Annotated in this window: 12 protein-coding genes and 1 pseudogene; 11 read left to right on the forward strand and 2 right to left on the reverse strand. The window is 70.7% G+C overall.

Annotation, left to right across the window (positions count from 1 at the left end; genetic code table 11):
* Positions 1 to 229 precede the first annotated feature (229 nt).
* The 3 genes and pseudogenes from ACZ3OF_RS03025 to ACZ3OF_RS03035 all read left to right on the forward strand — a co-directional run.
* Positions 230 to 1,129 carry a universal stress protein gene (locus tag ACZ3OF_RS03025; RefSeq protein ID WP_467302334.1) on the forward strand — a complete coding sequence of 300 codons (900 nt, stop codon included), beginning with the start codon at positions 230 to 232 and terminating at the stop codon, positions 1,127 to 1,129.
* Positions 1,129 to 1,842, forward strand: coding sequence for a helix-turn-helix domain-containing protein (locus ACZ3OF_RS03030; RefSeq protein ID WP_361666534.1), 714 nt, complete (start codon positions 1,129 to 1,131; stop codon positions 1,840 to 1,842). The genes ACZ3OF_RS03025 and ACZ3OF_RS03030 overlap by 1 nt, the downstream gene beginning before the upstream one ends.
* Before the next feature lie 784 nt (positions 1,843 to 2,626).
* A pseudogene (locus ACZ3OF_RS03035) lies at positions 2,627 to 3,638 on the forward strand (cupredoxin domain-containing protein); the annotation flags it as partial.
* A 206-nt stretch (positions 3,639 to 3,844) separates the two neighbouring features.
* Here ACZ3OF_RS03035 and ACZ3OF_RS03040 read toward each other — a convergent pair.
* A complete protein-coding gene (locus tag ACZ3OF_RS03040) occupies positions 3,845 to 4,702 on the reverse strand; it encodes a universal stress protein (protein ID WP_467302336.1) in 858 nt (285 codons plus the stop codon).
* Between the two features lie 225 nt (positions 4,703 to 4,927).
* Between ACZ3OF_RS03040 and ACZ3OF_RS03045 the strand changes: the two genes are divergently transcribed.
* From ACZ3OF_RS03045 to ACZ3OF_RS03080, 8 genes are all read left to right on the forward strand, one after another.
* Entirely contained in the window at positions 4,928 to 5,833 is a 906-nt protein-coding gene (locus ACZ3OF_RS03045) for a universal stress protein (RefSeq protein ID WP_467302338.1), read from the forward strand.
* Positions 5,830 to 6,840: a universal stress protein gene (locus ACZ3OF_RS03050; protein WP_467302340.1), complete on the forward strand. Its 1,011-nt coding sequence runs from the start codon at positions 5,830 to 5,832 to the stop codon at positions 6,838 to 6,840. Before ACZ3OF_RS03045 ends, ACZ3OF_RS03050 begins: the two co-directional genes overlap by 4 nt.
* A 5-nt stretch (positions 6,841 to 6,845) precedes the next feature.
* Positions 6,846 to 8,579, forward strand: coding sequence for a phosphoenolpyruvate synthase (gene ppsA, locus ACZ3OF_RS03055; RefSeq protein ID WP_467302342.1), 1,734 nt, complete (start codon positions 6,846 to 6,848; stop codon positions 8,577 to 8,579).
* Positions 8,576 to 8,989, forward strand: coding sequence for a CBS domain-containing protein (locus tag ACZ3OF_RS03060; protein ID WP_361666526.1), 414 nt, complete (start codon positions 8,576 to 8,578; stop codon positions 8,987 to 8,989). Before ppsA ends, ACZ3OF_RS03060 begins: the two co-directional genes overlap by 4 nt.
* Positions 8,990 to 9,206: 217 nt before the next feature.
* Positions 9,207 to 9,665 (forward strand): Hsp20/alpha crystallin family protein, encoded by a 459-nt coding sequence (locus ACZ3OF_RS03065; RefSeq protein ID WP_361666525.1) that lies wholly within the window; start codon positions 9,207 to 9,209, stop codon positions 9,663 to 9,665.
* On the forward strand, positions 9,662 to 10,165 hold the full coding sequence (locus ACZ3OF_RS03070; RefSeq protein ID WP_361666524.1) for a flavodoxin domain-containing protein: 504 nt from the start codon (positions 9,662 to 9,664) through the stop codon (positions 10,163 to 10,165). The genes ACZ3OF_RS03065 and ACZ3OF_RS03070 overlap by 4 nt, the downstream gene beginning before the upstream one ends.
* 168 nt (positions 10,166 to 10,333) lie before the next feature.
* Complete coding sequence (locus ACZ3OF_RS03075; protein WP_467302831.1) at positions 10,334 to 10,807, forward strand: Rv1733c family protein; 474 nt, start codon at positions 10,334 to 10,336, stop codon at positions 10,805 to 10,807.
* Entirely contained in the window at positions 10,800 to 13,553 is a 2,754-nt protein-coding gene (locus ACZ3OF_RS03080; protein ID WP_467302344.1) for a cation-translocating P-type ATPase, read from the forward strand. Before ACZ3OF_RS03075 ends, ACZ3OF_RS03080 begins: the two co-directional genes overlap by 8 nt.
* Here the strand turns inward: ACZ3OF_RS03080 and ACZ3OF_RS03085 are convergent.
* Entirely contained in the window at positions 13,481 to 14,152 is a 672-nt protein-coding gene (locus ACZ3OF_RS03085) for a DUF4389 domain-containing protein (protein WP_467302346.1), read from the reverse strand. The genes ACZ3OF_RS03080 and ACZ3OF_RS03085 overlap by 73 nt on opposite strands.
* Positions 14,153 to 14,165 lie beyond the last annotated feature (13 nt).

The following is a 14,165-nucleotide window of genomic DNA, read 5'->3' on the forward strand; positions in this document are numbered from 1 at the left end:
AGTGAGGAGGGGCCCGCCCCAAGGACGCGGGGAAGCGGCTTCGAGCCGCGCACCGCGCGATCAGGATCCGCGAGAAGCGGATGGGCCCCTTCTCCCGTCGTGTCTCAGCGCCGCCGCCACTCGTGGTCCGGGCGGACCGCGCACGGGACCGACCGGCCCTACCCAGCCCCTGCAGCCCGGTGCGAGCGTGGCAGCAGGCCACCACACGACCCGGAAGGCGGTGGGCACGATGGAATCGCCCCTGGTGGTAGGAGTCGACGGGTCCGACGCCAGTCTCACGGCCGTGGACTGGGCCGTCGACGAAGCGGTACGGCACGGGCTTTCCCTGCGGATCGTCCACGCCTCGATGTGGGAACGGTACGAAGGAGTCGTCCCGACCTGGGCCACGAACCGGCCCTCGGGCCAGGTCCTCGCCGAGAACATCGCCGGCACGGCGGCCGAACGCGCCCGACGCCGCGCACCCGACCTCCCCCTCGCCGCGGACGTCCTCGCTGAGGACGCCTCCACCGGGCTGCTCAGGGAGGGGCAGGAGGGCGCGATCCTCGTCGTCGGGTCCCGGGGGCGCGGCGAGTTCGCCGACCTTCTGCTCGGATCCGTCAGTCTCATCGTGGCCGCCCGGGCCCACTGCCCGGTCGTCGTCGTCCGTGGAGACCGACAGGCCCTGGAGGCACGCCACGGGCGCGTTCTGCTCGGCGTAGGAGAGCAGGACGTGGACTCTCCGGCTGTGCGGTTCGCGTTCCGTGAGGCGGCTGTCCGGGATGCGGAACTCGACGTCGTCCGCGCCTGGCGACGGCCGGCCCATGAACCGGTCGACCACCTGCTGCTGACCGGCGACGGGGGAGCCTACTTCGCGGAAAGGTCCTCGGAACTGCTCGACAAGGCCCTTGAGGCCGCGGCGTCCGAACATCCCCGGGTGCGCCTGCGCAGGACCACGGTCGAGGGTGCCGCGCACAGAGTGCTGACCGAGCGTTCCGCCGCCGCCGACCTGCTGGTCGTCGGGGCACGACGCCGTGACAGGCTCGTCGGCCTGGAACTCGGCAGGGTCGCCCACCGCGCCCTGCACCACGCCTCGTGTCCGGTCGCCGTCGTACCCCAGCGGAACCCGGAGCCCCCGGAAGGAGACCGGTGATGAACACGGCCGATGACCGGCACGCGCCGCACGTCACGAGCGACCTGGGACGCCGCGTCGCGGCACGGCGCATGCAGCTCGGCTTGTCCCGGGAGGAAGTGGCCGAACGAGCCGGCTCTGCACCCGGCTTCATCGCCTACGTCGAAGAGCGTGTGCCGACCCCGGGGATCGAATTCCTGGTCCGGCTCGCCAACGCCTTGGAGACCACCGTCCAGGATCTCACCGGGTACAGGTCGGACCTCGCGCCCGGAGGGGCCCACGCCGGGCACCAGGCACGGATGGAGGAGATCGGCGAGGCCGAGTGCTGGAAGCTGCTCGACGGCCACGGCGTCGGCCGGGTCGCCGTCGAGGGACGGGACGGGCTGGCGGTGTTCCCTCTCAACTACCAGGTCGTCGACGGGGAGATGGTCTTCATGACCGGTGCGGACTCGTCCCTCGCGCGCGCCGCGGCGTCCGGCGCGGAGGTCGCCTTCGAGGAGGACCGTCTGGACGAAGCCTTCAGCCAGGGCTGGAGCGTGCTCCTTGTCGGTCCGGTACGCACGGTGTCGGACGAGACCTCGGTAGAGAGGATGAACGACGCCGGCCGCCCGGAGCCGTGGGCCGGGGATGGGCGCGACACCAAGGTGACGCTCTCGCCGCGCCGGGTGACCGGCCGCCGAATCCGCGTGCCGGGCGCGCCCGGCACTTTGAACGGGTCTGCTGGCCAGGCGTGATCGATGAGATCACCGGAGAGTACCGGACCGGCGTGGCGACGTAGGTGCCGTGCCAGGTGTGGTCCCACACGGCGCCGGTGGAGGCGTTGACCGACAGCATGCCGCTGATCTTCCCCGAGCGTAGCGTGTGCAGGGTGTAGCAACCGGGGAACGCCTCGGTCTCGCCGGCAGTCAGGTCGCTGCCCCGGTCACGCAGCCACTTCTGGGCGCGGTCCTGTGCCTGGTCAGGGGAGATCCGGGTCTGGGTCTGGCCGCCGCGGTGCATGCCGTAGTCGGTGTTCCACATCATCGCCGGCCCGTACTCGATACCGGTGTCACCGTCGGACGGATTGACGAGGACCTCCGTGGCCAGTTTCCCGCCAGGGGTTTCCAGTTCGGCGTAGTAGTTCTTCGAGAACTGCATGACCTCACCGACACGCAGGTTGAGCGGGTCGGCGAAGGTTTCGGCCCGCTGGCGGGCCTGGTCCAGGGTCCTGACCGGGGTGCCGTTGCCGCGCTGCCAGTAGTGCCCATTCACCATGCCGGGACCCCAGACGCGGTCACCGCGGCCCATCATGCCCGGCCCCATGCCGGGCTCCCACGACTCCCAGTCGTCCCAGTCGTCGCCCGACCCGCCCGGCCCCCAGCAATCGCTGCCGGCTGGGCGGGGTTGGGCAGCGGCTGGGCTGAGGGACGTGCCGCCGGTGCTGTTGCCGGCCGCGCATCCAGAGGCCGGCGTGCCTGACAGCACGAGGGCCGCCAGCACGGCGGCTGGAACAGCAGGCGCGCGAGGAGGCGAATGACCATGACTGTCGCGGACGTGATCGTCATCGTGGTCGCCGTCGGCCTCATCGCCGTGCTGGGCTGGTACTTCTTCGGCCCACGCAAGGCCGGCACGGTCCGCGTGGAGGGAGGCGTGCAGCGGGTCGACGTGACCGTGCGGGGCGGCTACAGCCCGAACCTGATCAAGGTCCGTCAGGGCACACCGGTCGAGCTCGTCTTCGACCGGCAGGAGGCCGGCGAATGCACCTCCCGCGTCGTGTTCCCCAATCTCAAGGTCGGGGCCGGCCTGCCCGCCCACACCCGCACGACCGTGCGGCTGAGCCCTGACCGGCCCGGCACCTACGGGTTCGCCCTGCGGCATGAACATGATCCGCGGGACGCTCGTCGTCGAACCCGCCGATGGCAGGGCACCGGAACCGGGCGTGGCGCCAGGCGGAGAAGCGGCGCCGAGTGCGGGGGAGACGTCGGCCGAGGACGCGGAGGCAGCCGACATCGCCGAGCGCCAGGCGGAGATCAAGGACCTGACCCGCCGCGTCGTCGTGGGCGCGGGGCTCACCGCACCGGTGCTGTTCGCCGTGATGGCGCACGAGCTGTTCGGTGCCGACTGGGTGCCCGGCTGGATGCTGAACCACTGGGTCCAGCTCGCACTGATCACGCCGGTGATGCTCTACACCGGCTGGCTCGTGCACCTCACCGGCTGGCTGGCGCTGCGCCACCGGTCGGCGGACATGAACTCCCTGATCACGCTGGGCACGAGCGCCGCCTACGGCTTCAGCCTGCTCGTCACTCTCGCCCCAGGGTTGCTCCCCGAGGACGTGCGGGAGGTGTACTTCGAGGCCGTCGGCGTCATTCTGACCCTGATCCTGCTGGGCCGTCTTCTGGAGGCCCGTGCCAAGGCCGGTACGGGTGAGGCCATCCGCGCTCTGCTCGGCCTGCAGGCCCGTACGGCACACGTCCTGCGCGACGGAACCGAAACCGAGATTCCCGTCGAGGAGGTGGTCGTCGGGGACGAGATCGGCATCCGCCCTGGGGACGCCCGGACAGAAGCGAGACGGCCGTCGACCCCGTGTGCGGCATGGAAGTCGACCCCCACGACCGCACCCGAACACCGAGACAGCCCCGCAGGCCCCCAGTGCACTTCTGCTCCACCCACTGCGCCACCGCCTACGACGCCGCTCCCGACCGCTACACGCCTTCCATGGGGCATCGGCAACCGTAGAACACCGAGCGAGCCGACCGCTCACATCAAGGGGACGACGGCGACCGGCGCGGGGCTGTGGTGGATGACCGCGTGGGCGACATGGCCGAGATGCGTGCCGAGGGGGACTTTCCGGCTCCGTCGTCCCACGATGACGAGCCGCGCGGTCTGTGACGCCTCGACCAGCTGGTACGCAGGCGAGCCCACGATCGCCATGGCCGTAACGTCCACGCCCGCGTACCGCTTCCGCCACGGTTCTATCAGGTCGTCCAGACCTCTGAACAGGTGGCCGCCCAGCTCCTCGCCGATCCCCGGGTCAACGATGGCCGCGTAGCCGTACGAGGCGGGAAGCGTCCAGCTGTGCAGGAACCGCAGCGGCGTGCCCCTGCGGGCGGCTTCATCGAACGAGAACGAGAGCAGGGCTTCGCACGGGTGGTAGATGTCGACGCCCACCACGATCCCGCCTTCGGAAGCCCCTGGGGCGCCCTCCGCGCGCACGAGGACGACCGGCCGGCGCGCCGAGCCGACGACGGCGAGGGAGACCGAGCCGACGATGAAGCCGCGGACGCCACCGAGCCCGCGCGATCCGAGTACCGTCAGATCCGCCTCGTTCGCGGCTGCCGTCAGTTCCTCGGCAGCCCGGCCACGCGCACGCTCAGTGAGCACCTCGAGGCCGGGATGCTCCTTCCGCGCGCGGTCCGACTCCTCGCGCAACAGACTCTCGGCCCGCTCGGCCAAGGTGCGGGCGTACGGCAAGGGCACCTCCGGGGTGTTCGGCCACTCCTCAACGTGCACCAGCCGGAGGGGCACTTCGCGCAGCACCGCTTCCGATGCCGCCCACCCCACTGCAGCGAGGCTTTCCTTCGAGCCGTCCAGACCGGCAGTGACCTGGGCTGTCATGACGTGCCTCCTCAGCCGAGTCCGCTCCGCTCCGTCCGCGGTCGGATCGCACAGGACATCCCGAACTTCAGGCTGGTGGTCCCGTGGCTCCCGACAGCAGGGCCGGGCGGGTCTCGATCGGGGCCGAACGGCCCATCCCCGGGAAGCCCGCCACGGTGTCAGCGTGGGAGGTGTCGCCCCTCGGGACGTGCTTCCGAGCGCCGGGCGCATCCCGGAGGAGGAACCATGACCAGCGAGATTCCCGTTCGACCGGAGCTGGGCGACGTCGTCGTGGGAGTCGACGGGTCCCCCTCCGGGCGCACGGCCGTGCTTTGGGCCGCCGCGGAGGCGGACCGACGGGGGCGGTCTCTGCATCTCGTGCACGCCGCCGACACCGACCGACGGGCCCTCTTCGCCAATGCCGAGACGATCCAGGCGGTACGCGAAGCGGGCCGTGACCTGCTCATCGAGACCGCGAGCACGGTTCAAGAGCGCTTTCCGGACCTTGCCGTCACGAGGGAACTGAGCCGCCGGGAGCCGGTTGCCGGTCTCCGGGCGGCCGCCGGCGACCGGGGGACGATCGTGGTGGGCAACCGGGGCCTCGGCGGATTCTCCGCGCTCATGCTCGGCTCCGTAGGTCTGGGCGTGGCAGCCCGCGCCGAGGTGCCCGTGATCGTCGTCCGTGGTGACAGCGACCGCCCCGAGTCGGGCTCGGTGACGGCAGCCGTGCACGGTGCCTCGGATGTCGGCTGGCTGCTTGCTGCGGCTGCCGAGGCGGATGCCCGCAAGGCGGTGCTGCGACTGATGAGCGTCTGGAACGTGCTCACCCACGTCGGCAGCGTCGCGACCATGCTGGACGACCTCGACGAGATCGCGTGGCAGCGCGTGCATGAGATCAAGGCGCTCGCCGACCGCGTGCGTGACTTCTATCCCGGGCTCAACGTCAGCCATCACGTGGAGACGGGCACGAGCACGCCCGGGATCCTGGTGGAGGCGACTGCCCACACCGATCTGCTCGTGATGGGCAGAGAACACCGAGTTCTGGGCGCAGGCCCCTCCCTGGGACGCGTCGCCCACGTCCTGCTCCACCACGCCCATTCCCCGGTGGAGATCGTCCCACCCGCCTTCGCCACCCGGGTCGAGGAGACGTGAACGAGATACTGCTCGGAATCGACCCCCGGGAGCAGTCGATCCCCGCTCTCGTCTGGGCCGCCGACGAGGCCGTACGAAGAGGACTGGCGCTCCGCCTGGTCGTCGCCGTACCGCCCGCCCACGACGGGCTCCGGTACGACGCGCTCGCCCACCAGAGCGCCCTGCGCCTCCGCGCGGAATCGGCGATCGCCAACGCGGAGGACCTCGTACGGGAAATCCACGGCGGTCTGCGGACCGCGACGGAACGCGTCAACGGCATGCCGGCGACCGTGCTCCGCAACATGGCGGCGCACGCGACACTCGTCGTTGTGGGCTCGCGCCGTCTCGGCAGGGCAGCCGAGATGTTCAGCGAGAGCTCCGTCGTCGTCCCGCTCACCGCGCGGGCTGACTGCCCCATCGTCGTGGTCCGCGCACCTGAGCACATCGCCGTGCACCCACCGACCCTCGTCGTCGGCGTGGACGGAAGCGACTCCGCACGGGCCGCGGTCGGCTTCGCCGTCGAGGAGGCGAGCTTGCGCGAGGCACGCCTGCGGGCCGTCTGGGTCTGGCCCCCTTCCGTCCTCGCCCGCGACGATCTCGACGAGGGCCTGGCCGAGCGCCGGAGGCTGCTCGCCGAATCGGTGGCAGGGTGGGCCGAGCGGTATCCGGACGTCGCCATCTCCCAAGAGGTCCTTCGAGGACACCCGGTCGAGCAACTCGCCCTGGCGTCCCAGGAGTCCCTCGCCCTGATCGTCGGCCGCAGAGGCCGCGGCGGCTACTCCGGCATGCGGCTTGGTTCGACCGTCCACGGCCTGCTGCACCGCGCCATGTGTCCCGTGATCACCGTCCCCTTCCCACAGCGCGAGGGGCGCGTCGGCGATCCGGCATGGGCCGACCGGTCCCGTTCCAGGCCGACCGACCGGCCCCGGCCGGCTGACCCGCTCGGCACTGGGGGGCGGAGACCTCCACGCGGGACGGTGAGGCGAGAGGACGAATCCGGTCCGTCCGCCGGTTTCACGGAGAGGTGAGCACCATGCAGCGCATCCGCATCAGCTCCCGGCCCCGTCAGCCCCGCAGGCCGAGCCCCCTCGATCTGCGCACCTGCCCGATGGACCTCGAATGGGCCAAGGACGGCCTCACCGGCGAACTGTGGATCGTCCAGGCGCGCCCCCCTGGAGAGCCGCTCGTGGAAGGCATCGCGGTCGGCGAGGCGATCGGCCAGGGGCCCGTCGTCGCACTCGACGCCCCCGTCGACCTGGACCGCTTCCCTCAAGGCGGCGTTCTCGTCACTCGAGTCACCGACCCCGACTGGGAACCGGTCATGGAACGGGCTGCGGCCATCGTCACCGACCACGGGGGCCGTACCTCGCACGCAGCCATCGTCAGCCGCGAACTCGGCGTCCCCGCCGTCGTCGGCACCGGCAACGGCACCCGGATCCTGCGCGACGGCCGTACGGCGACCGTGTCCTGTGCGGAAGGGGCCGGCGGGCACGTCTACGAAGGGTTGCTCGCCCATGAGGAGACCCTGACCGACCTCGCGGAGCTGCCCACCACCCGTACCCGGGTGATGCTGAACCTGGCCGATCCGTCGGCCGCCTTCCGTTGGTGGCGGCTGCCCGCGGACGGCGTGGGGCTCGCGCGCCTCGAGTTCATCGTCGCCCACCAGGTGAAGGTCCACCCGATGGCCCTGTTGCACCCCGAGCGGCTCGACGCTCACGACCGGCACGTCATCGAACGGATCACCGAGGGCTACCTCGATCGAGGTCAGTACTTCGTGGACCGGCTGGCCCACGGCATCGCCCGGATCGCCGCCTCCCGCTGGCCCGCACCCGTCGTCGTACGCACCAGCGACTTCAAGACCAACGAGTATGCCAAGCTCCTCGGCGGCCGGCCCTTCGAGCCAGAAGAGGCCAACCCCATGATCGGCTGGCGCGGTGCGAGCCGCTACTACAGCGACGGCTACCGTGAGGGATTCGCCCTCGAGTGCCGCGCGCTGCGCAGGGTGCGCGACGGGATGGGACTGACGAATGTGTTCGTCATGATCCCTTTCTGCCGGACCCTCGGCGAGGCCGACCGCGTACTGGCGGTGATGGCGGACGAGGGACTGGTACGTGGCGAGAACGGGCTGAAGATCTACGTCATGGCGGAGATCCCGGCCAACATCATCCTGGCCGAGGAGTTCGCGGAACGCTTCGACGGATTCTCCATCGGGAGCAATGACCTCACCCAGCTCACCCTCGGCGTCGACCGGGACTCCGAGGCCCTCGCCCACGTCTTCGACGAGCGAGACCCCGCCGTCGTCCGCAGCATCCAGACGCTCGCCGCCCGCGCCCGGGCGGTCGGCCGCCCGGTCGGACTGTGCGGGCAGCGCCCAAGCGACGATCCGGCGTTCACCGCGATCCTCGTCGAGGCGGGCCTCGACTCGATCTCCGTGGCGCCGGACAGCTTCGCGGCGGTCAAGCGGCACGTGGCCCGCGCGGAGACGACGCTCGGAGCGGCACGGGACGAAGGGAGCGGTGACCATGCCCAGGAACACACGGCACAAAGTCGCCCGAAACAGCGAGCCGCCGGTTCAGCTCGGGCCGCAGGCGGCCAGGAGGGACCCGCGGCGCGGTCGCCCCAGGAACCACCAGATGCCGGCGGAGGGGTCGAACGTGCCTCCCAAGCGCCCGGTACACACCATCAGGGTGTCGACGCTCTTCCTCTGAAACGGTGGAGAACCGACCGGATCGCGAGCAGGGGGATGGAAAGGAGGACGCGGCCATGACGACCGCAAGGGAAATCATGCACACCGGGGCGAGCTGCGTGCAGGAGAACGAGAGCCTCGCGGATGCCGCGCGCCGTATGAGCGAGCTGGATGTCGGCGCGCTGCCCATCTGCGGGCCGGACAATCGGCTGCACGGCATCATCACAGACCGGGACATCGTGGTGAAGTGCCTTGCCAAGGGCAAGGACCCCCAACGGATGACGGCCGGGGACCTCGCCCAGGGCAAGCCGGTCACCGTGGACGCGGGCGCCGACAGCGAAGAGGTGCTCCGCACGATGCAGGATCACCGCATCCGCCGCGTGCCCGTGATCGACGAAACCCGCCTGATCGGCATGATCAGTGAGGCGGACCTGGCACGGCACCTGCCGGAGGAACGGGTTGGCCACTTCGTCGAGGAGGTCTGCCGCTGACAGCACCGGAGCCGTGGCGCCATGGGCCGGTCGGTCCTTCCTGGTGCGGCCCGTTCGGCCCCGTCGGACAGCCCCCTTGGACGCTGCGCCACATGACCTCGCGGGCGGACGATGGGGTTACGGAGTCGGACCGGGCCCCGGAACCCGATCCGCCGCCTGTCCGTACCGACTCGGGTCCACGGCGACAGTCCTGGGCCCCGTACACGAGGAGCAGACAATGGCCGGAGGCAAGGTGGAACGCAGGCACAGCCACTTCCCCGACTTCAACGACTGGTTCAACCGGGAGTTTCCGGGGCTGCCGGGCTGGCGCCCCGGCTCCGCCGCCCATTCCATCCCGGTCGAGATGACCAGCGGGGACGGCGAGTACGTCCTGAAGGCAGAACTGCCGGGCATGGACCCGGACAAGGACATCAGCATCAGGGTCGATGACAACCTCATCACCGTCAGCGCGGAGCACAGCGAGAGCACGGAGGACAAGGAGCACTCGGAGTTCCGCTATGGATCGTTCCGCAGGACACTGCGCCTCCCGGGCACCATCCCGGTCGACGACGTCGACGCCTCGTACGCGGACGGCATTCTCACCGTCCGCATCCCGATGCCCGACGAGGAGACACCGACCGGGCGGACCATTCCGGTGAAGCGGGCCGACACCAAGGCCGGGGGAGAGGAGCCATGAACGCCAAGCGTGTCCTGGTCGCCTACGGCAGCAAGGCCGGCGCCACCGCCGGAATCGCCGAAGCGATCGGCAAGACGCTCCGGGACGACGGCTTCGACGCCGTCGTCCTGCCGGCCGACACCGTCACCGACGTCAGCGGCTACGACGGAGTCGTGCTCGGCGGAGCCCTCTACGCCGGGCACTGGAACGGCAAGGCCCGGCGGTGCGCCCGGCGCAACGCCGAACAACTGCGGCACCGTCCTGTCTGGCTCTACAGCAGCGGTCCGGTCGACCGTTCCGCGGATGACCATGACATCCCGCCCGTACGCGGGGTTGCCCGGCGGATGGAGAAGCTCGGAGCCCGTGAGCACATCACCTTCGGTGGCGCCGTGACCGCCGAGACATCGGACCCGGTCGCCCGGCACATGGTCAGCCGGGGCAAAGGCGGCGACTTCCGCAATCCGGAACGGATCCGGGCGTGGGCCCACCACATCGGAACGGAACTCGGCGCCAACCCCTGACCGGTGCTGCGGATCCACTGGCCGGCCACCCCCGACGGGAGGTGCGGCATGTCCCACCAGGAGTCGCGGGGCAGCGGGGCCGCCTTGCCATCGAAAGGACCCTTCAGGCGCGCAGTCCTGGTCTTCGTTCTGATGACCGCCCTGGTCTGCGGCGCCGTGGCCACGGGCATGTTGTGGAACGCCGGCGCCAGGGCCGATCGTGAACTCGCCGCCAACCGTCACCAGGTCCAGGCGACCACCACCGGGCCGGCCAAGGAAGCACCCGTCGCCGCCCGGTACGGCACGAAGCCGCAGTCCGTCGCACCCGCGGTGTGGGAACAACCTGAGAACGTTCGCCGGTCCGGGACCATCCATGTCCCGCCTCGAACGCCGCAGGGCCGAACCATGACGATCTGGGTGGACGACGCAGGGGCCCCCGCCCGACCTCCAGGCAGCGCTGCGGACCGGGCATTGGCCTCCCTCTCAGGCGGTACGGCGGCGGCAGGAGTCATCGGGGCCACCGGCGCCGGTGTGGTCCTCCTTGTACGACGGCGGACCGAAGGTCACCGGCTCGCTGCCTGGGAACGCGAGTGGGAGCAGGTGGAACCCCTGTGGTCCGGCCGACACCGCCGGGGCAGCGATGCAGGGAGCGACGATGACTGACCGTGCAGGCCGCCGTACCGCACCGGAGCGGACCACCTCGCACACTCGGACGCTGCCCTTCGACCCCAGCGAGCCCCTGCCCAGGCTGCGCCGGGAACTTGCCACCGGACCGGATGGACTGTCCAACCGCGAAGCCGCCCGCCGCCTCGCCGTTCACGGCCCGAACGAGGTGCGGCGCAAGGCGCGCTCCTCCTTCGCGCGGGAGCTCGTCGGGCAGCTGATCCATCCGCTCGCCCTTCTGCTGTGGGCCGCCGCGGCCCTTGCCTTCGTCGCGGACCTCGCTGTACTCGGCTGGGCGATCCTGGCGGTCATCGCTGTCAACGCGGCGTTCGCGCTGCTCCAGGAACGCCAGGCCGAGCGTGCGGTGGAGACCCTCGCCCGCTATCTGCCCGAGCACGCCTTCGCCGTACGTGACGGCCGGCCCCTCACCGTGGAGGCACGGGACCTGGTGCCTGGCGACGTGATCGTGCTGGAAGAGGGCGACAAGGTACCTGCCGACGCACGCGTCACCGAAGGCGGAGTGGAAGTCGATCTGTCGATGCTCACAGGGGAGTCCGTACCCGCCGAACGCATCGCCGCGGCCGGGCTCCTCGGCGCCCCCCTGCTTGAGGAGCCGAACCTCGTCTTCAGCGGCACGACCTGCGTCGAGGGGCAGGCCCGGGCCATCGTGTTCGCCACAGGCGACCACACCGAGCTCGGCCGGATCGCGGCCCTGAGCCAGCGGACGCGGCGCGAGGCGAGCCCGTTGGAACGACAGGTCAAGAAGGTCGCCTGGCTCATCGCCGGCGTCGCCACCGGCATGGGCGCCCTGTTCCTGGTCCTGGGCGTGGCTGTCGGACTGCCGGTGACCGACTCCCTCATGTTCGCCATCGGGCTCCTCGTCGCCAACGTTCCCGAGGGACTGCTTCCGACGATCACACTGGCCCTCGCCGTCGGCGTCCGCGCACTGGCCCGTGAGGGCGCCCTGGTGAAGCGGCTCAGCGCCGTGGAGACGCTCGGTTCCACGAACGTCATCTGCACGGACAAGACAGGCACGCTGACTCGCAACAGCATGCGTCTGAGGACTCTCTGGACTGCGGGTCATGGAGCGGAGCCCGGCCCCTGGGCGCAGGCGCTGGTGCGGGCGAGCGCCCTGTGCACCACCGTCACTCGTGATGAGGACGGTGAGCTGCACGGCGATCCGACGGAGGCTGCCCTCGTCACCGGGGCCTCCGACCGCGAGGTGCCGGTGGACCTCGCCCGGCGCGACGAGGGACGGCGCAGACTGTTCCGCTTCGATCCCCGGCTGCGGCTGATGTCGGTCGTGCAGGAAGACGAGGCGAAAGGTCGCGTGCGGACCGTCACCAAAGGAGCGCCCGAGGCGGTCCTGGCCCGTGTCCGTCCTGGCTCCGCCACGGACGCCGCCCGCTCGGCGGCGGAGGAGCTGGCTCGGGGCGGCATGCGGGTCCTGGCCGTCGCCGTACGCGATCTGCCGCCGGGCGCGGAGCCGCCGTCACGCCGTCAGGACGCCGAGTCGGGACTGACGCTGCTCGGTCTGGTCGGGCTGTACGACCCGCCGCGCCCCGAGGTGGCGGAGGCCGTACGCCGCTGCCACGAGGCCGGGGTGCGCGTGCACATCGTGACGGGGGACAGCGGAGCCACCGCCGCGGCCGTCGCCCGGGAGGTCGGAATCGGAGTACCCCGTCTGCACGTGGTCGCGGCTTCGGAGTCTTTGGGCGACGACGAGCTGGACCGGCTCCTCGTGGAGGGCGACGCCGAGATCGTCTTCGCCCGCTCCTCACCCGAGACGAAGCTCAAGGTGGCCGACACCCTGCGGGCGCACGGCCGGATCGTCGCCATGACGGGTGACGGCGTCAACGACGCCCCCGCGCTGCACCGCGCCCACATCGGGGTCGCCATGGGACGCTCTGGCACAGATGTGGCCCGCGAGGCTGCCACCATGGTGCTCACCGACGACGACTTCGCCACCATCGTGACCGCGGTCGAATCCGGACGACGTGTCTACGACAACGTGCGCAAGTTCATCGTCTACATCTTCGCTCACGCGACCCCGGAGATCGTTCCCTTCCTCGTCTTCGCGCTCTCCGCCGGCACGGTACCGCTTCCCCTCACCGTTCTGCAGATCCTCGCCATCGACCTGGGAACGGAGACCCTGCCCGCCCTCGCACTCGGCCGGGAACGCTCCGAGCCCGGCATCATGCAGCGGCCGCCTCGGCCGCGGCATCAAGGCGTGATCTCCCGCGACATGCTCGTCAGGAGCTGGGGCTACCTCGGGTTGGTCTCCGCGGCGTTGGTCATGGCGGGCTACTTCTACGTGCTCTGGCGCGCCGGGTGGCAGCCGGGTGACCCCACGGGCACGGGCAGCCCCTTGCACCACGCCTATGTGACGGCTACGACGGCCACGTTCGCCGGCATCGTCACCTGCCAGGTCGGCACGGCGTTCGCGGCCCGCACCGATCACGCGGCGCTGCGCGACATCGGGGTGTTCACGAACCCGCTGCTGCTCGCCGGCATCGCCTTCGAGCTCGCGTTCACGGCCGCTCTCGTCTACGCGCCCCCGCTCCAGAATCTCTTCGGCACGGTCGCCCTGCCTCTGGACGTCGTCCTGCTCGTCGCGACGTTCCCGGTCCTGGTGTGGGGAACGGACGAGCTGCGGCGCGCCAGGCGGCGCCGTCAGCCGCCGTCCGAGGCGCGCTCGGTCCCGGCGGTCTCCGTACCGCCCTGGTCGAGTCGGAAGGGCGGGTAGGCGTCCGTCATCAGGCTCGCGTAGGCGGCGACGCGCAGGACCCAGCGGTTCAGTCCGACGATCAGGACGAAGAGGTCGCGCGGATAGCGCTCGGTGAAGGCGAGGGCGAAGGCCGCGATGAGCGCGAGCAGGGTGATCAGTCCGCCGCTCCACCATCCTGCGTGCATGCCGCTGGTGAAGAAGGCGATCACGAGGTAGTGGGGGATGGCGAGCAGCCACCACTTGACCAGCACCATCGAGCGCGAGAGCCGCTCCGGGTAGGCGATGTCGAGCCGGGCCGGGTAGTCGGGTTCGGGACCCAGGCTGAAGGGCGGGTAGCGGTCGGTGCCCAGTGCGCCGTACGAGTAGTACGACACGCGCCAGGACCAGCGGAGCACGCCGAGGTTGAAGTCGAACAGGCCCCGGGGGAAGCGCTCGGTGAAGAGGATGGCGAAGAACGCGATCACCGTCACGACGAAGAAGGCGATCCAGAGGAAGAACAGCACGATCCAGTGCGGGATCACCAGGATCCACTTGACCAGCCACAGCCAGCGGGACAGCTGGCTGTCGAGTTCGGCGGATACCGCCACGGGACGTTGCGGGGCGCCAGGGGTGTCCATGATCGTCACTTCC

Source organism: Streptomyces sp. NPDC022552 (genome assembly GCF_055561875.1).